We start from the raw sequence: 17,498 nt of genomic DNA, 5'->3' as shown, positions 1-17,498 counted from the left end.
CGCCTCACAGGACGGTGTTAAAGGTTGCTTGTGATGTCAGTCTATCGGAGCGCGGGGACTCCGGCGGATCAGCTGGCCTCCTGCAGCACGGGGTCGGTGACCTCATCGATCTTGGAGGAACGGATCGGGTGACCGGCGGTCGACAGACAGCGCCCCGTCTTCAGGTCCCACTTCCAGTCGTGCATGCTGCACGTGAGGATGCCGTCCTCGTCGACCGTGCCCGTGCGGGTGAGGTCGGCACGCAGGTGCGGGCACCGGCGCTGCACGACCCAGTCGCCGATCTCGGCATCCTCGGTCTGGTCGGTCTGCTCCTGGTACCAGTTCTCGACGTACTCGATCCGATCCACGGAGAGGCACTTGAGGAACGTGGTGAGGAACTCGTTGAACTTGCCGCTGCGCCCCACGGAGAACTGCATCGAGAGGAAGATCGAGTTCGACCAGTCGATCTCGTGATCGACGATGTTCGTCGAGACCAGGTCTGCGGGGATGGTGTACCAGTAGATGCACTCCTCCCCGGCGTACTCCCGGACCTTCGCGCGGGGGAAATCGACCACCATGTCGAGCTCGCCGATGCGGAAGCGCACGCACCCGCCGACGCCGAGTCGGATCGTGCGGGACTTCTTCAGCAGCGGCTCCCACCAGTTCTTGATCGCCTCGAGCATCTCGGCGGGCGGGATGATCGCGGCACGAGAAGCCTCCTCGTCGCGGATCTCCTGCTGTCGACTCGCCCGCTGCTCCTCGAGGTAGTCCCACTTCTCGTCGAAGATGTGGGAGATCTCGGCCTCGGTGTAGAGCGTCTGCTCGCTCGTGACGGATCCGTCCTCGACCGTGACGACCGTGCCGGGGATGAAGAGCTGCCCGTCGTACTGCGGCGCCAGCTCCTTCATGTGCGCGAGGAACTGCTTCTGGTCGGTGAAGATCGACTCGCCGTTCTTACCGAGGCCGTTGAAGTCGAACAGGTCGTCACGCAGGAACATGGGCGGGCCCGCCATCGGGAAGACGTGCGGAGCGTCGACCTTCTCGATGTAGTACATGGCGCGCTTGTTCTGCGCTTCGCGCTTGAGACGGGCGAAGTTCTGCTTGGCATCGAGAGGCAGGTCGTAGACCATGGGCCACCAGATCGCGCCGGACACCTGGGTGAAGTAGGCGTCGGGCTTGCCGAAATCGAGCAGCTTCTCGAGATCGAGCGGGTGGGAGTCGTTCTGGTTCAGCATCGAGCCGGTGCCGTCGTCGACGCTCAGCGAGGAGTCGCCGATCGGACCGTCGCTGGGGGCTCGCAGCGGCGTGATCATCATCTTGAGCTCGCCGCGCTGGATCACCTGCCCGGCCGGGACGTACGTGATGTTCGTGTAGCCGAGTGCCCGGATGTCCTTCTCGAGGTCATCGGTCGGGTACTCCGGGAGCAGCACCTCGATGTCCTTGCGGATGTAGCGTTCGAGGAGCCGCGGGTCGAAGTGGTCACGGTGCCGGTGCGAGATCCAGAGGAAATCTGCTTCACGCCCGAAACGCTCCCAGTCCAGGCCTCGGTTGTCGGGGAACGGGAACCAGGATCCGTAGAACGACGGTCCGAGGACCGGGTCGCAGATGATGTTCCCGCCGACCGTCTCGATGAACATCCCGGCGTGGCCGAGTCCCGTGATCCGCATTGCATTCCTCCCGAAAGTGAACCGTACGATTCTACCGACGGCTCCCTGAACGCCCGGTCGACCCGGCCGTGAGTATTCCGCTCAGCCCTCGAACAGCCCGCGGATGTCGTCGGCGGAGAGCGATTGCGCGAACAGCGCCTCGTCGTCGAGCACGGCGGTGAACAACCGGGCCTTGCGGCGTTGCAGGTCGAGCACCTTCTCCTCGATCGTGCCGGTGGAGATCATGCGGTACACGAACACCTGGCTGTCCTGACCGATGCGGTGTGTGCGATCGACGGCCTGCGCCTCGGCTGCGGGGTTCCACCACGGATCGAGCAGGAAGACGTAATCGGCCTCGGTCAACGTGAGGCCGAAGCCGCCGGCCTTCAGGCTGATGAGGAACACCGGCTGCTCCCCCGAGGTGAAGCTCTCGACGACCTTCTGCCGGTGACGTGTCGACCCGTCGAGATGCGCATAAGGAATGCCGGCGGCATCGAGGCGCGCCGCAGCCAGGTCGAGGAACGAGGTGAACTGGCTGAACACGAGCGCCCGATGGCCCTCCGCCTGGAGCTCGATCACCCGCTCGATCAGCACGTCGAGCTTGCGCGAACCGATCTTCGCATCTTCGGGGTCGATGAGCCCGGGGGCCAGGCTGAGCATGCGCATCAGTGTGAGCGAGCGGAAGACGATGAAGCGGTTGCGATCGAGGTCTTCCAGCAGTCCGAGAACCTTCTGCCGTTCGCGCTGCAGGACCACGTCGTAGAGCGCGCGATGAGACGAGCTGAGCTCGACCTCGAGGATCTGCTCCTGCTTCTCCGGGAGGTCGGGGGCCACGAGCTCCTTCGTCCGTCGCAGCAGCAGGGGCCGGATGCGCCGCCGCAGCTGCTCGAGGCGTCGCTGCCGATAGGCGCCGCCCTCCTCGTTCTCCGGGACCTTTCCCTGCTCGATCGGCTGGATGTAGTGTTCGCGGAACTTCCGCGCAGAGGCGAACAGGCCGGGAGCGGTGAGCTTCAGCAGCGCCCACAGCTCGCTGAGGCTGTTCTCCATCGGGGTGCCGGTGACCGCGAACGTCACGTCCGCACGGAACGAGGCCACAGCACGATGCAGCTTGGTCGCCGGGTTCTTCACGAACTGCGCCTCGTCGAGGATGAGTCCCGCCCACTCGACACGGGCGTACTCGGCCTCGTCGAGACGGGCGACCGCGTAGGTCGTGATGACGAGATCGGCGTCACCGATGCTGTCATCGAGCGAGCGACCCTGTGTGCTCCCCCGGAGCAGCACCCGGAGCGCAGGCGCGAAGCGCTCGGCCTCGCTCCGCCAGGTGGCGAGCACCGACGTCGGGACGACCACGAGGAACGGCCGCTGCTCCCCCGTCTCTCGGGCATGCGCGATGAGAGCCAGGAGCTGGAGCGTCTTTCCGAGCCCCATGTCGTCGGCGAGGATACCGCCCAGACGATGACTCCACAGGAAGGCGAGCCAGTCCAGGCCCTCCTTCTGGTACGGCCGGAGCGTGGCGGTGATGCCCGACGGCATCGACACCGCAGGCACGGAGGTGGCTGTGCGCAGGCCGTCGGCGGTCGCGCGCCACGTGACCGCGGGAACCGCCTCATCAGCGAGATCCTCGAACTCCTCCCAGAGATCGGTCTGATAGCGGCTGATCCGCGGGCCGGTCTCCCATTCTTCGAGCTCGCCGGACTCGTCGATCAGCTCCCGGAGACGATCGAGCGCTCGATGGTTCAGGGAGAAGTAGCTGCCATCCACGAGGAGGAGCTTCTTGCGGCCCTTGCTGAGCGCCGTGAACAGCGGTTCGAACGGGATGGTGCGCCCGTCGATCTTTACCAGGACTCCCAGGTCGAACCAGTCGGGGTCGCTGCTCTCGACGGTGGATACGGTGATCTGCGGCTCGCCCGTGAGCTCGTGATAGCTCTTGCGACGACCGGATACGGAGACCATGACGCCCTCTGCCTCGAGCGCCGGCACCATGCGAGTGACGAACTCGGCGGCGGCGACGTCGTGGAAGGAACCCGCCGAAGTGAGTTCTTCGCCCAGCTGCTCCATCCAGACGGCCTGGAGCGCGTGTCGGAGCATCTCCTCCGCGACCGCGTCGCGCACGGCGTCTCCTCCGGGAGCGAACGGGACGCGCCCGAACCCGCGATAGTCCCATTCGAACGTGTACTTCACCGTGTCGCCGCGCAGGAACGACAGTTCGAGCACCGGTCGGGGTGCGGGCAGCACCGGCAGCTCGACGCGACCGACCGGACGCACCTCGACCCGCCGGGCAAGCAGCGGGTAGGCGTCACGGAAGAACGCGGCTTCGTCACGCGCGGGCACCTCGAGGCCCGTCCTTGCGGCGAGCAGTGCGTGCACCGGCTCGGCGATCGGTGCCTCGGCGAGCGTCACGCGCAGCTTCGTGCCGTGTTGAGCGACCTCGTAGAGCCCTCTGTGCCCGATCGTCTGCACGTCGGCGGGGTCTGCATCGCGGCCGTCGATCGTGATGTCAGGGCGCACGAGGAGTCCGCCCGCGTCGTCACGGCCGACCGTCGCGCCGATCGTGGCGCGATCAGCGAGAACGACGGTCGTGCTCTTCTGCGTGGCGATCAGCGGGACGTCGACGTCGGCCGCCGCACGCAGATGCCCCCACAGCAGGCCGGACTCGATCAGATCGGCGACCAGCCAGTCGCCCGCCGTGCCGGACAGCAGCGTGTCGCGCGCGATGCTGAGCAGATCGGCGAACCATCGGGAGCGGTCGCGTCCGTACTGCGTCGGGGAACGTCTCACCGCGTCCCAGGTTGCCGCACCCTGCACCCAGGCACCGGTCGCCGCGCTCTTCTCGAGCGGACGGATGCCGAGCAGGATCTCCCCCGTGCGCTTGGCGACGTCGCGCGCAGTAGCGGTCCGCTGCGGGCGGGAGGCCCAGGGGTTCGCTCCGCGACCGTCGCGCACGCGGAGCTCGACCCCGAGCGCGAGCTGCGTCACCGCATCTTCGCGCGGCGCTCCGAGGATCGAACGCCAGTCTGCGGATGACGCGCCATCGGGACGGGACGGGTCGTTCGGCAGGGGCATGCCCCCATCCTCTCCGACACCGCCGACAGTGCCTCCCCGTCGGACGGATCAGGCGGCGCGGGCGACTCGCGCGAGGACGCCGTGCACGAAGGCGCCGGAGTCATCGGTCGAGAACTCCTTGGCGAGTTCCACGGCCTCATCGATCGCGACAGCCGTCGGAACGTCGTCGTTGTAGAGGATCTCCCACACGCCGATCCGGAGCAGCGCGCGGTCGACCGCGGGCATCCGCTCCAGCTTCCAGTCGCGGCTGTGCGTCGTGATCTGCTCGTCGATCTCATCGCGCGAGTCGATGATGCCGTCGACGATCTCGCGGGCGTAGAGCCAGGACGCCTCGCGGGCGGGCTCGCTCGCGGCGCGCTTCGCCTCGGCGGCCAGCGTGACCGCGAGGTCGTCCCCGCGCACATCGGCGGAGAACAGGATGTCGAGAGCGCGCTTGCGCGCCTTCGTCCGGGCGCTCACGCCTTACTTCTCGCGGCCGAGGTAGTCACCCGTGCGGGTGTCGACCTTGACCTTGGTGCCGGCCTCGACGAAGAGCGGCACCTGGATCTCATAGCCGGTCTCGAGCGTGGCGGGCTTGGTGCCGGCCGACGAGCGGTCGCCCTGCAGGCCGGGCTCCGTGTAGGTGATCTCGAGGACCACGGACGCCGGGAGGTCGATGTAGAGCGGGTTGCCGTTGTTCAGGGCGATCGTGACGGCCTGGTTCTCGAGCAGGAAGTTCTTCGCGTCGCCGACCGTCGCGGCGCCGACCGTGATCTGGTCGAAGTCTGTCTGGTCCATGAAGACGTAACCGTCGCCGTCGGTGTACAGGTACGTGTAGTCGCGGCGGTCGACGTTCTCGATCTCGATCTTGGCGCCGGCGTTGTACGTACGGTCGACGACCTTGCCCGAGACGACGTTCTTCAGCTTGGTGCGCACGAAGGCGCCACCCTTGCCGGGCTTGACGTGCTGGAACTCGATGACGCTCCAGAGCTGCCCGTCGATGCTGAGGACGACGCCGTTCTTGATGTCTGCGGTAGATGCCATGCGCTGCGAGTTCCGTTCGTGAGTCTGCGGGGTCGGACGAGACCGACAGTCGATTCTAAGGGATGAGTGCTGCGAGCTGCCGCACGGCATCCGCGTAGCCGTCGACACCGCGTCCGACGACGCGCACGGCCGCGACGTCGTCGAGGTAGGAGTGGTGCCGGAATTCCTCCCGGGCGTACACATCGGAGATGTGCACCTCGGCGAACGGCAGCGAGACTCCGGTGAGAGCGTCGCGCAGCACCACCGACGTGTGCGTGAGTCCGCCGGGATTGATCACGATCGCGGCGCAGTCCTCACGGGCGGCGTGGATCGCGTCGATCAGCACCCCCTCGTGGTTGCTCTGCACCGCACGCACCTCGAAGCCGTGTTCTGCGGCGGCGGCGATGGTGATGCGCTCCACGTCGGCGAGCGTGGCCGTGCCGTACACCTCTGGTTCGCGCGAACCGAGCAGGTTCAGGTTGGGTCCGTTGACCAGGAGGATGCGTCGGCTCACGCGCCGACCTCCTGGTAGGCGGCGAACATCAGCGATTCGTCCGGGGCCTGCAGCACCGTCGGCTTCGCGATGTCGTCGAGAAGGATGAAGCGCAGCATTCCGCCGCGGCTCTTCTTGTCGCGCTGCATCGTGGCGAGCAGCTGCGGCCATGCTCCTGCGCGGTACGAGGTCGGAAGCCCCAGCGACTCGAGGATGGTGCGGTGACGCTCCGCCGCGGCGTCGGAGAGGCGTCCGGCGAGACGCGAGAGCTCGGCCGCGTACAGCATGCCGACCGAGATCGCGGCGCCGTGACGCCAGCGGTATCGCTCTGCGTGCTCGATGGCGTGCCCGAGGGTGTGGCCGTAGTTGAGGATCTCCCGCAGGCCCGCCTCCCGGAAGTCGTCCGAGACGACCTCGGCTTTCATCGCGATCGCAAGTTCGATGGCACGCCGGAACTCGTCCGTCGTGGGGTCAACGGCACGAGCGGGATCCGCCTCGACGATGTCGAGGATCTCCGGCGCCCAGATGAATCCGGCCTTCACCACCTCGGCGAAACCGGCGGTCGCCTCGTTCGGGCTGAGGCTCGCGAGCTCGTCGAGGTCGCCCACGACGGCGCGCGGCGCCCAGAACGCACCGACGAGGTTCTTGCCCTCCGCGGTGTTCACCCCGGTCTTGCCGCCGACCGCCGCGTCGACGAGGCCGAGGACCGTGGTCGGCACCTGGATCAGCTGCACACCGCGCAGCCACGTCGCCGCCACGAAGCCGGCGAGATCGGTGACCGAGCCGCCGCCGTAGCCGATGACGGCGTCACTGCGCGTGAAGTCGGCCTGCCCCATCACCTGCCAGCAGAAGGCCGCGACCTCGATGCGCTTGCCCTGCTCCGCATCCGGGATCTCGGCGAGCAGCACCTCACGCGGCCCGTCCGAGGTGTCGGCGAGCAGGCGATCGCGCAGCTCGGCGGCCCGGGCGGCCAGCGTCGGGGGTGCACGACCAGGATCTTGCGCACCCCCGGAGCCAGCGCAGCCGAGACCCGTTCGAGGATCCCCCGCCCGATCGTGATGTCGTAGGCGTCGCTACCGGTGACGCTGATGGTCGTCGTGCTCATCGCTGCTCTCTCCTCCATGCCACGATCTCGTCCGCGATCTTCTGCATCGGACGACGTGAGGTGTCGAAGGTCGCCGATGACACCTCGGCGTACCACCCCCGACGTTCCTCGAAGATCTTCTTCCAGCGCTCCAGGGGGTCCTCCCCCGCCAGCAGCGGACGATTGCTCCCACGGAGCCGATCGGCCACCGCGTCGGGGCTCACGGTCAGGAACACGACCGGGTACTCTGCCAGCAGCTCCCGGGTCGCCGCTTCCGTCACCGCCCCGCCACCGAGGGAGATCACCCCGCCCTCGGCGAGGGCCTCTGCCACCGCGGCCCGCTCGAGGGCACGGAAGTGCGCCTCGCCGTGGGCCTCGAAGATGCCGGCGATGGGTCCGTGGGCGGCCACGATGCGCTTGTCGGTGTCGATGAACGCGACGCCGAGCCGACGAGCGACGCGTCTGCCGACGCTGGTCTTGCCGGCGGCCATCGGGCCGACCAGCACCAGCGTCAGCGGATCAGCCGCGCTCGTCATGCGCGATGAGCGCCGCCTCGGACGCGGGGGTCGTGCGCAGCTCGGCAGGGATGCCCGCCAGGTACCCGTCGAGGTTCCGTCGCGTCTCCCGGATGCTGTCGCCGCCGAACTTCTCCAGCACGGCGTTCGCGAGCTCGACCGCGACCATCGCCTCGGCAACCACACCGGCGGCTGGTACCGCGCACACGTCGGAGCGCTGGTGGTGGGCGGTGGCGTCGTCTCCTGTCGCGATGTCGATCGTCCGCAGCGCGTGCGGCACCGTCGCGATCGGCTTCATGCCGGCACGCACGCGCAGGACGGTGCCCGTCGACATGCCGCCCTCGGTGCCGCCGGCACGGTCGGATCCGCGCGTGATGCCGTCGGCGGTCGCGAAGAGCTCGTCGTGCGCGGCCGAGCCGCGACGACGGGTGGTCTCGAAGCCGTCGCCGACCTCGACACCCTTGATCGCCTGGATGCTCATCAGGGCCTGGGCCAGACGCGCGTCGAGGCGCCGGTCCCAGTGCACGTGGGAGCCGAGTCCCGGAGGCAGCCCGTACGCGAGGACCTCGACGATCCCGCCGAGCGTGTCGCCGTCCTTCTTGGCGTCGTCGACCTCGGCCACCATCAGCGCGGAGGTCGCCGCGTCGAAGCACCGGAGCGGATCGGCGTCCAGCGCCTCGACGTCATCCGGCGTGGGCAGCGCAGAACCCTCGGGTACGCGCACCGGGCCGATCGACAACGTGTGGCTGACGAGACGGATCCCGAGCTCACCGAGGAAGGAGCGGGCGATCGCTCCCAACGCGACACGAGCGGCCGTCTCGCGGGCGCTCGCACGCTCGAGGATCGGACGCGCCTCGTCGAAGTCGTATTTCTGCATGCCCACCAGATCGGCGTGCCCTGGACGCGGACGGGTGAGAGGCGCGCTGCGTCCGCGAGACTTGTCCGTGAGCTCGACGGGCTCGGGGTTCATGACCTCGATCCACTTGGGCCATTCGGTGTTGCCGATGCGCAGCGCGATCGGACTGCCGAGGCTCCGGCCGTGGCGCACACCGCCGGAGATCGTCAGCTCATCCTGCTCGAACTTCATCCGCGAGCCGCGGCCATAGCCCAACTTGCGACGGGCGAGGTCGGCCTGGATGGCCTCGGAGGACACAGGGACGCCGGAGGGAAGACCCTCCATGACGGCGATGAGTTCTGGGCCGTGCGATTCGCCGGCCGTGAGCACGCGGAGCATTGCTCCAGTCTCCCACGGGTTCGCACCCCCGCAGCGCCGCGTTTCGTCGAGCGAGCGGTTCGGTCAGAGCGCGGCGCGCATCGCGGTGATCACCGCGGCCTCGTCGCGGAGCTCCATCGTCGGATCGCCGTGCCGGAAGATACGGATCTGGCGCACGGCCTGATGCAGCAGCATGCCGAGTCCGGAGATGGCCGGACCCTCGCTCCAGGTCATCGCGAGAGCTGACGGCCACGGGGCGTAGGCGGCGTCGAAGAGCGACCCGCCACTCGACGACAGCACCGAGGCGATCTCCGCGGGGAGAGCGGTGCCGCTGGGCAGCGTGGCCACGGTCAGCTCGACGGCCGGAGCAGGCGCATCGAACGCGCGTACTTCCACGACGAGGCCGAGCCGCTCCCCGAGATCCACCAGCGCCGCCGCGGCAGCAGCGCGCCGAGCACGCACGTCGACGCGCGCGGCCCCGATCTCGGCTGCGGCGACGAGAGCCGACGCCGCCGTGGCCCCGGCCCCGAGTATCCGGACCCGTTCGACCTCGGCGATGTGCGCCTCGGCGAGGGCATCGACGATCCCTCCGACATCGGTGTTGAACCCGGCCGGCTCGTCTCCCAGGAGGAGCGTGTTGACGGCGCCCGTGAGCTGCGCGTGACGATCCCGTGTCGCCGCCGCGCGGAACGCCTCTTCCTTCAACGGCATCGTGAGGGAGAGACCACGCCAGGTGTCGTCCAGTTCGGCGATCGCCGAGGCGAATCCCTCCGCCGAGACCCGACGCCGTCCGTACTCCCAGTCCAGGCCGAGCACACGATAGGCGGCCGCATGCAGCTCCGGGGACTTGGAGTGCGCGATCGGATCGCCCCAGACCGCCAACCGTGAGCGCGTCACCGTCTCAGCAGCCGCCGTCGGGGTTCGCACGGCACCACTCACGCCACTTCTCGATTCCCTGCTCGTGCTCCGCCATGGTCTCGGAGAACTGCGTCTCCCCCGTGGCGAGGTTGATCGTGACGAAGTACAGCCACGGGCCGTCAGCAGGCTGCATCGCCGCCTTGATGGCCGCGTCGCTCGGGCTGGCGATCGGTGTCGCCGGCAGGCCGGTGCGCACGTAGGTGTTCCACTCGTTGTCGTCCTCGAGCGCTTCCTTCGAGCTCGACACGACGCCTTCGTGCAGCGACCCGTAGCCGTACTGGGCGGTCGAATCCATCTGCAGCTTCATGTCGATGTCGAGGCGGTTCTGAATGACGCGGGACACCTTCGCGAAGTCGTCGAGACGGCCCTCGCGCTGGATGATCGAGGCGATCGTCAGGATCCGTTCGGCATCAGCCGCCGGCACACCTGCCGCGTCGAGCGACTCTCTGGTGCGGTCGACCATCCGCTGGATCACCTGAGGTGCGGTGACCCCGGGATCGAATTCGTACACTGCGGGGAACAGCCAGCCCTCCAGGCTCGGCGCATCCACGCCGTAGGCCGAGGGGTCCTGGACCGCAGCCTCGAAGTCGGCGAGCGGAAGCCCGAGAGTCTCGGCCATGCCGGGCAACGAGGAGACGATCGTGCCTCCCTCGGAGACCGAGACGGCATTCGCCATCTTGTTCGCGTCGTCCTTGAGCGCGGCGAGGGCGGCCTCTGCCGTCATCTTCTTCTGCAGGCGGTAGACGCCCGGATAGAACGTGACCGCGAGGTTCTCTTCGACGATGTAGTCGTAGAACACGTCCTCGGTCTTCGTGACGCCGGCCTCATAGAGCGCCGTCGACACCGGCCCCCCGGTGTCGCCCTGCTTGATCGTGACGAGGGCTTCGCCGTTCGCGAGACCGGGCTCCCAGTCCTTCGACTCGCCCCAGCCCATGGCATCGCTGATCTTGTCGCCGTAGGTGTTCCAGGCCCAGGCGCCACCCGCCGCGATGCCGCCGAGCACGGCGAGCACGATGATCAGCGCGATCAGGCAGCCCTTGCGGCGCTTCTTCTTCGGCGCCGCGGGAACATGGTCGTCGTGCGGGGCGAACAGATCGTCGAGCCCGCCTCCGATCACCGGTTCGGGCGTTTCGGCCGCTGCCGAGGTGCGACCGGTGCCCGCCGCGGGCACCGCCTGCGGGAGAGCACGCGTGGGAGTCTCTGCGGCGTCGGCCGAAGCGCGAACGGGCGTCGGCGTCGGCGCCGCATCCGCGGTGACGGCGTCGTCCGCGGACCCACGTACCGGCACAGGGGACGGCTCGGCCGGCGTGCGGGCCGTGCCTCCCACCGGAGTCGCGGTTCCCTCTCCGGCGGCTGCCTCTCGGGCGGCGCGGCGCGAACCGGGCGCCGGAGCACTGTTGTCGACGGTCGGGATCTGCTGCGTCGGGTCCGGCAGATTCTCGAACAGATCCCCCAGGCGGGAATCAGGATCGTGCCGGGGGGTGGCGCTGTCACGTTCAGACATCGTCAGGCGTGCTCCTCGTCAGGCGAGATGGTGGCGCCGGCCGGGTTTCCGGTGCTCTTCTCCATGTCGATCGCCTGCTGCAGAAGCACCACGGCGGCGACCTGATCCACAATGCTACGAGAGTTCTTCTGAGATCTCCCGGAACTGCGCAAAGCGGCGTGCGCGCTCACGGTGCTGAGGCGCTCGTCCACGAGGCGCACGGGGATCCCGCTGCGCACCTGAAGCGCAGCGGCGAACTCTCGCGCATCCGTGGTCGATGGCGTGTCGGCACCCTGCATGTTCACAGGGAGGCCGACCACGAACTCCAACGGGTCGTACTCCCCTGCGATCTGCACGAGGCGGTCGATCGATGCGTCGTCCCGAGGGACCGTCTCGACCGGGACGGCGAGCATGCCATCGGGATCGCAGCGCGCGACACCGACCCTCGCCCTGCCGACGTCGATGCCGAGCCGCACGCCGCGGCGGAACCCGCTCACGCGGCGTGCAGCTCCTGTGAGATGGCCTCGAGCGCCGCGGGAAGCGCCGCGGCATCCGCGCCACCGCCCTGCGCGACGTCGTCACGACCGCCACCGCCGCCGCCGAGCACACCGGCAGCGCGCTTCGCCAACGCGCCGGCCTTCGCTCCCGCAGACCGAGCGGCATCGTTGGTGGCGACGACCACGACCGGACGGCCGTTGACCACAGCTCCCAATGCCACGACCGCGGCATCGGAACCGAGCCGATCGCGCACGCCGTTCACGAGATCGCGCACATCGTCCGCGGACGCCACCTCGCCCAGGTTCTGGGCAGCCAGGCGGAACGCTCCAACGCGGGTCGCGGCCTCGACGATGGCGGGAACCTGACCGGCCCTCTCCTTCGCCTCGAACTGCGCGATGCGCTTCTCCGCCGCTTTCAGACTCGCGGCGAGGTCGGCGATCCGCTCCGGAAGCTGTTCGCGCGGCGTCTTCAGGGAACTGGTCAGCTGCGAGACGATCGCCCGCTCCGCAGCGAGCTCCCGGAAGGCATCGGCACCGACGAGAGCCTCGATGCGACGATTGGATGCTCCGACGGAGGACTCTCCGACCAGGCTCACCAGACCGATCTCGGCACTCGTGCTGACGTGCGTGCCGGCACAGAGTTCGCGCGACCAGGGGCCGCCGATGTCGACCATGCGCACGACATCGCCGTACTTCTCGCCGAACAGCGCCATGGCTCCGGCTTCCTTCGCCTCATCGAGGGAGACGATGCGCGTGGTCACCTCCAGGGCGTCCTGCACTGCACGGTTCGTGATCTCCTCGATCTCGCTCCGCGTATCCGTCGAGAGCGCCTGCGACCAGGCGAAGTCGAAGCGCATGTAGCCGGCACGGTTCAACGAGCCCGCCTGCGTCGCGGTCGGACCGAGCGTGTCGCGCAGAGCAGCATGCACGAGGTGGGTGGCCGAGTGCGCCTGGCGGGCGGCACGACGGTTCGCCGCGTCCACCACCGTGGTCGCGATGTCGTCGACGGCGACGCTGCCGCGCGTGACCTCGACGGTGTGACTGATCAGACCGGGAACCGGCTTCTGCACATCGAGCACCTCGAGCGTGTATCCCGGGCCCACGATCGTGCCCTTGTCGGCCACCTGCCCACCTGACTCCGCGTAGAGCGTCGTCTCGGCGAGCACGACCTCGGCGATCTGGCCCTCGGCGGCGCTGCGCACGGGGACACCGTCGACGAGGAGACCGAGCACACGGGATTCGACCTCGAGCGCGGTGTAGCCGTCGAATCCGGTCTCTCCCAGCGCGCGCAGTTCGCGATAGACGGACACGTCGGCGAGCTGACGCTTGCGATTGCGGGCGTCGTCCTTCGCGCGCTGGCGCTGTTCCTGCATGAGGTTGTCGAAAGCGGCACGATCGACGTCGAGTCCTGCTTCCTCGGCGACCTCGAGCGTGAGGTCGATCGGGAAGCCGTAGGTGTCGTGCAGCAGGAAGGCCTCGGGACCGCTCAGGGTCTTCCCGCCGCCCTTCCTGGTCTCGTCCAGAGCCAGGTCGAGGATCGTCGACCCGGCGACGAGGGTGCGACGGAAGGTCTCCTCCTCGGCGAACGCCGATGCCGAGAGCACAGACCAGTCCCTCTCGAGTTCCGGATAGGTGGTCTTCATCACATCGCGGGATGCGGCGAACAGCTCGGGGAACACCGGCTCGTCGACACCGAGCAGGCGCATCGAGCGGACCGTGCGACGCATCAGACGGCGCAGGATGTACCCGCGTCCCTCGTTGGACGGACGCACGCCGTCGGAGAGGAGCATGAGCGAGGAGCGCACGTGGTCCGCGACGACACGGAACCGCACGTCGTCCTCGTGCTGCGCGCCGTAGGGCCGTCCGGAGAGCTCGACCGCACGGTCCAGCACCGGCCGCACCTGATCGGACTCGTACATGTTGTCGACACCCTGCTTGAGGAAGGCGACGCGTTCGAGGCCCATGCCGGTGTCGATGTTCTTCATCGGCAGCTCGCCGACGATGTCGAACTCCGTCTTGCTGCGGATGTTCTCGATGAAGTCCTGCATGAACACGAGGTTCCAGATCTCCAGGAACCGCGAGTCGTCGACAGCCGGGCCGCCGTCCTTGCCGTAGGCGGGACCGCGATCGAAGAAGATCTCCGAGTCGGGACCACCCGGTCCGGGCTGGCCGGTGTTCCAGTAGTTGTCCGCCCGGCCCAGGCGCTGGATGCGCTCCGGCTTGAGCCCGATGATGTCGCGCCAGATCGCCTCGGCCTCGTCGTCGGTCTCGTAGACGGTGACCCACAGGTCCTTCTCGTCGAAGCCGAGACCGCCGTCGGACTCGGAGCTCGTCAACAGCTCCCAGGCATAGCGGATCGCGCCTTCCTTGAAGTAGTCGCCGAACGACCAGTTGCCGAGCATCTGGAAGAACGTGCCATGACGGGCAGTGCGGCCGACCTCTTCGATGTCGTTCGTGCGGATGCACTTCTGCACGTCGGCGATACGCGAGTGCGGAGCAGGGACGACACCTGTGAGGTACGGGATCATCGGCACCATTCCGGCGACCGTGAACAGCAGGGACGGGTCGTCACTGACCAGGGAGGCCGAGGGGACGATGAGGTGGTCGTTCTTCTCGAAGAAGTCGAGATAGCGCTGCGCGATTTCCGCAGTTTTCATAAGGTTCCGGGTGTCCTTGCGTGAAGATGCCGCGCCGAGGCGCCGCTGCGGTGGTTCAGTTGTCGCCCGGCTCCGTGAGCCGTGCCTCCTGCTCGCGGTAGGCGTCGCTGAGGATCGCGGTGAACCCGTTGATCCGGGCGTCGACCTCGGCGAGGATGTCATGACCGCGCGGGTCCTTGTTCATGAAGTGAGCCGCGACGAAGCCGCCGATCACACCGATCAGGAACCACAGCACGTTCTTCATGTCGTCATCCTTGCCCTTGACCCGCGAAGGCGCGGTGTCACCATCGTATGCGGAAACGACAGGAGGCGTCGGGAATCCCGACGCCTCCTGCCTGATTGCTCGATCGCTGGATCAGCGAGCCGCGTAGTACTCGACGACGAGCTGCACTTCACAGGTCACGGGGACCTCGGCGCGCTTCGGACGACGAACCAGACGCGACTGGAGCTTGTCGAGCTCGACCTCGAGGTAGCCCGGAACGGGGGGCAGGACCTCGGCGTGACCGCCGGCTGCCGCCACTTGGAAGGGCTCGGTGCCCTCGCTCTTGGCCTTGACGTGGATGAGCTGACCCGGCTTCACGCGGAACGACGGGCGGTCGACGAGCTGGCCGTCGACCAGGATGTGGCGGTGCACGACGAGCTGGCGAGCCTGTGCGGTGGTGCGGGCGAAGCCCGAACGCACGACGAGAGCGTCGAGACGCATCTCGAGGAGCTCGACCAGGTTCTCACCGGTCAGGCCGTCCTGACGACGAGCCTCGTTGAAGGTGTTGCGCATCTGCTTCTCGCGGATGCCGTACTGCTCGCGAAGACGCTGCTTCTCACGCAGACGGACGGCGTAGTCGCTGTCTGCCTTGCGCTTGGTGCGGCCGTGCTCACCCGGAGCGTACGGACGCTTCTCGAGGTAGCGGGCGGCCTTCGGGGTGAGAGCGACGCCGAGGGCGCGGCTGAGACGCACCTTGCGGCGGTCCTGGGACTTCGTGGTCACGAAGTTTTCCTTCCGATGACGTGGTCGCGTCTTTCACGACTCACGGACGTATCGTCCGCGTTCTGCCTTGGAGCGCACGCCGGGGCGCCAGCAAGGTGTGGTGTGAACGAGGAGATGCCCGAAAACTCGGTTTCGAGCCGCTCAAGTCTAACAGATCGCTTTTCCCCACCGGATCGGCAGGGTCAGCGGTCCCCGAGGATGCGGCGGATCCGCTCGAGGCGCGCACCGATGTCGCGCTCCGCACCGAGGTTCTTCGGCTCGTAGTAGTGCCGACCGTCGAGTTCGTCCGGCAGATACTGCTGGGGCACGACGCCGAACTCGCTGTCGTGCGAATAGACGTAGCCGCGGCCGTGGCCCAGACGTTTGGCGCCCGGGTAGTGCGCATCGCGGAGATGCAGCGGAACCCGGCCAAAACCGCCGGCGCGGATGTCGGCGATCGCCGCGTCGATCCCCACGTACGCGGCGTTCGATTTGGCGGTGGTCGCCAGGTAGACGGTCGCTTCCGCGAGGGGGATGCGACCTTCCGGCATGCCGATGAACGCCACGGCATCTGCTGCCGCCACGGCGATGGCCAGGGCCTGCGGGTCGGCGAGACCGACGTCTTCCGACGCCGAGATCACCAGGCGCCGGGCGATGAAGCGCGGGTCCTCCCCTGCCTCGATCATGCGGGCGAGGTAGTGCAACGCGGCATCGGGGTCGGACCCTCTGATCGACTTGATGAAGGCGCTGATGACGTCGTAGTGCTCGTCGCCTTGCCGGTCGTAACGCAGCAGGGCCTTGTCGACCGCCTGGGAGATGTCATCGGCCGAGACCTCGGGCACCGACGCACCGGGCACCGACGCACCGTTCCCCTCGTCGTCCGCGTCCGCGGCCGTCGCGTGGGACAGTGCGACCGCGGCGCCGGCCTCCAGCCCGGTCAGGGCGCGCCGCGCGTCACCCGAGGCCAGCCGCACCAGAGCCGACCTCGCTTCGTCGCTGAGAGCGACGGATGCGTTCAGACCGCGGGGGTCGGTGACCGCACGATCGACGAGGAGGCCGATGTCGTCGTCGGTGAGCGGCTGCAGCGTCAACAGCAGCGAACGCGAGAGCAGCGGTGAGATGACGGAGAACGACGGGTTCTCTGTCGTCGCGGCGATCAGGATCACCCAGCCGTTCTCGACTCCGGGGAGAAGGGCATCCTGCTGCGCCTTGGTGAAGCGGTGGATCTCGTCGAGGAAGAGGATGGTCGTCTGCCCGTAGAGGTCGCGCTGCGTGACGGCTTCCTGCATGACCTCGCGCACGTCTTTCACCCCCGCCGTGATGGCGGAGAGTTCGACGAATCGCCGACCGGACGATCGTGCGATGGCCTGAGCGAGAGTCGTCTTCCCGGTTCCCGGCGGTCCCCACAGGATGATCGACACGGCCCCGGGGGCTGTCGCTTCGGGGTCGGCGAGTGCGACGATCGGCGATCCCGCACGCAGCAGATGACGCTGGCCCGCGACCTCCGCGAGGGACACCGGACGCATGCGCACGGCGAGGGGCGTCTGCCCGGAGAGCAGCGCAGCAGGGGACGTCATCCCTCCAGGCTAACGTCGGCCCCCGACACTTCGGTGAACCTCCGCATCCGGGTAGGCTCTCAGGCGACGTCGTGGAGCGGCGTTCGGATGGGAGAGCAGGGCATGGCCGCACGCGGTTCCAAGAACGCACAGGCGCGCACATCGGCGGAGCGCGCACGACTGCACACCGCACGCACCCAGTGGCACGAAGGGCAGATCCGCCGCCGTGTCCGTGACAACACGATCGCCGCCGTCGTCGGCAGCCTCATCGTCGTCGCAGCGATCGGCAGCCAGGTCGTGCACGCCCAGGTCACCGCGCCCGAACCGGAGCCCACCCCCACTCCCTCCGTCGAGCCGACCACCGCTCCGACCGAGACACCCGCGGAGACGCCGGCCCCCGTCCCCTCGGACGCACCGGCGGAGTGACC

General features: G+C 68.2%; 15 protein-coding genes and 1 pseudogene. 1 reads left to right on the top strand and 15 read right to left on the bottom strand.

Features of this window, described 5'->3' with window-relative positions; all coding sequences use genetic code 11:
* Positions 1-68 precede the first annotated feature (68 nt).
* The 15 genes and pseudogenes from MST3598_RS08615 to MST3598_RS08545 all read right to left on the bottom strand — a co-directional run bounded on the left by MST3598_RS08615 (position 69) and on the right by MST3598_RS08545 (position 17,091).
* Positions 69-1,646 carry a Rieske 2Fe-2S domain-containing protein gene (locus MST3598_RS08615; protein WP_029259256.1) on the bottom strand — a complete coding sequence of 526 codons (1,578 nt, stop codon included), beginning with the start codon at positions 1,644-1,646 and terminating at the stop codon, positions 69-71.
* An 81-nt stretch (positions 1,647-1,727) separates the two neighbouring features.
* The gene (locus tag MST3598_RS08610) at positions 1,728-4,688 is read right to left on the bottom strand and encodes a DEAD/DEAH box helicase (RefSeq protein ID WP_029259257.1); all 2,961 of its coding nucleotides are present in this window, start codon (positions 4,686-4,688) and stop codon (positions 1,728-1,730) included.
* A 48-nt stretch (positions 4,689-4,736) separates the two neighbouring features.
* On the bottom strand, positions 4,737-5,147 hold the full coding sequence (nusB, locus tag MST3598_RS08605; protein WP_021200618.1) for a transcription antitermination factor NusB: 411 nt from the start codon (positions 5,145-5,147) through the stop codon (positions 4,737-4,739).
* Between the two features lie 3 nt (positions 5,148-5,150).
* The gene (gene efp / locus MST3598_RS08600) at positions 5,151-5,711 is read right to left on the bottom strand and encodes an elongation factor P (RefSeq protein ID WP_021200619.1); all 561 of its coding nucleotides are present in this window, start codon (positions 5,709-5,711) and stop codon (positions 5,151-5,153) included.
* Positions 5,712-5,766: 55 nt separating this feature from the next.
* Entirely contained in the window at positions 5,767-6,204 is a 438-nt protein-coding gene (aroQ, locus tag MST3598_RS08595; protein ID WP_029259258.1) for a type II 3-dehydroquinate dehydratase, read from the bottom strand.
* A pseudogene (gene aroB / locus MST3598_RS08590) lies at positions 6,201-7,288 on the bottom strand (3-dehydroquinate synthase). Before aroB ends, aroQ begins: the two are co-directional and overlap by 4 nt.
* Positions 7,285-7,803 (bottom strand): shikimate kinase, encoded by a 519-nt coding sequence (locus tag MST3598_RS08585; RefSeq protein WP_029259259.1) that lies wholly within the window; start codon positions 7,801-7,803, stop codon positions 7,285-7,287. Before MST3598_RS08585 ends, aroB begins: the two are co-directional and overlap by 4 nt.
* Entirely contained in the window at positions 7,787-9,016 is a 1,230-nt protein-coding gene (gene aroC / locus MST3598_RS08580; protein WP_021200623.1) for a chorismate synthase, read from the bottom strand. Before aroC ends, MST3598_RS08585 begins: the two co-directional genes overlap by 17 nt.
* 63 nt (positions 9,017-9,079) lie before the next feature.
* Entirely contained in the window at positions 9,080-9,922 is an 843-nt protein-coding gene (locus MST3598_RS08575) for a shikimate dehydrogenase (RefSeq protein ID WP_051667866.1), read from the bottom strand.
* Entirely contained in the window at positions 9,897-11,417 is a 1,521-nt protein-coding gene (gene mltG / locus MST3598_RS08570; protein ID WP_051667853.1) for an endolytic transglycosylase MltG, read from the bottom strand. Before mltG ends, MST3598_RS08575 begins: the two co-directional genes overlap by 26 nt.
* A gap of 2 nt (positions 11,418-11,419) precedes the next feature.
* Positions 11,420-11,893: a Holliday junction resolvase RuvX gene (ruvX, locus tag MST3598_RS08565; RefSeq protein WP_021200626.1), complete on the bottom strand. Its 474-nt coding sequence runs from the start codon at positions 11,891-11,893 to the stop codon at positions 11,420-11,422.
* Entirely contained in the window at positions 11,890-14,550 is a 2,661-nt protein-coding gene (gene alaS, locus MST3598_RS08560; protein ID WP_029259262.1) for an alanine--tRNA ligase, read from the bottom strand. The genes ruvX and alaS overlap by 4 nt, the downstream gene beginning before the upstream one ends.
* A gap of 55 nt (positions 14,551-14,605) precedes the next feature.
* Positions 14,606-14,794 carry a hypothetical protein gene (locus MST3598_RS08555; protein ID WP_021200628.1) on the bottom strand — a complete coding sequence of 63 codons (189 nt, stop codon included), beginning with the start codon at positions 14,792-14,794 and terminating at the stop codon, positions 14,606-14,608.
* A gap of 111 nt (positions 14,795-14,905) precedes the next feature.
* Positions 14,906-15,535: a 30S ribosomal protein S4 gene (gene rpsD / locus MST3598_RS08550; RefSeq protein ID WP_017830546.1), complete on the bottom strand. Its 630-nt coding sequence runs from the start codon at positions 15,533-15,535 to the stop codon at positions 14,906-14,908.
* 182 nt (positions 15,536-15,717) lie between these two features.
* Entirely contained in the window at positions 15,718-17,091 is a 1,374-nt protein-coding gene (locus MST3598_RS08545) for a replication-associated recombination protein A (protein ID WP_029259263.1), read from the bottom strand.
* 102 nt (positions 17,092-17,193) lie between these two features.
* Between MST3598_RS08545 and MST3598_RS08540 the strand changes: the two genes are divergently transcribed.
* The gene (locus MST3598_RS08540) at positions 17,194-17,496 is read left to right on the top strand and encodes a hypothetical protein (RefSeq protein WP_029259264.1); all 303 of its coding nucleotides are present in this window, start codon (positions 17,194-17,196) and stop codon (positions 17,494-17,496) included.
* Positions 17,497-17,498: the final 2 nt, after the last annotated feature.

Origin of the sequence: Microbacterium sp. TPU 3598 (assembly GCF_002356155.1) — a bacterium.
Taxonomy (GTDB): Bacteria; Actinomycetota; Actinomycetes; order Actinomycetales; family Microbacteriaceae; genus Microbacterium; species Microbacterium maritypicum_A.
This window is presented reverse-complemented; position numbering and strand designations above follow the sequence as displayed.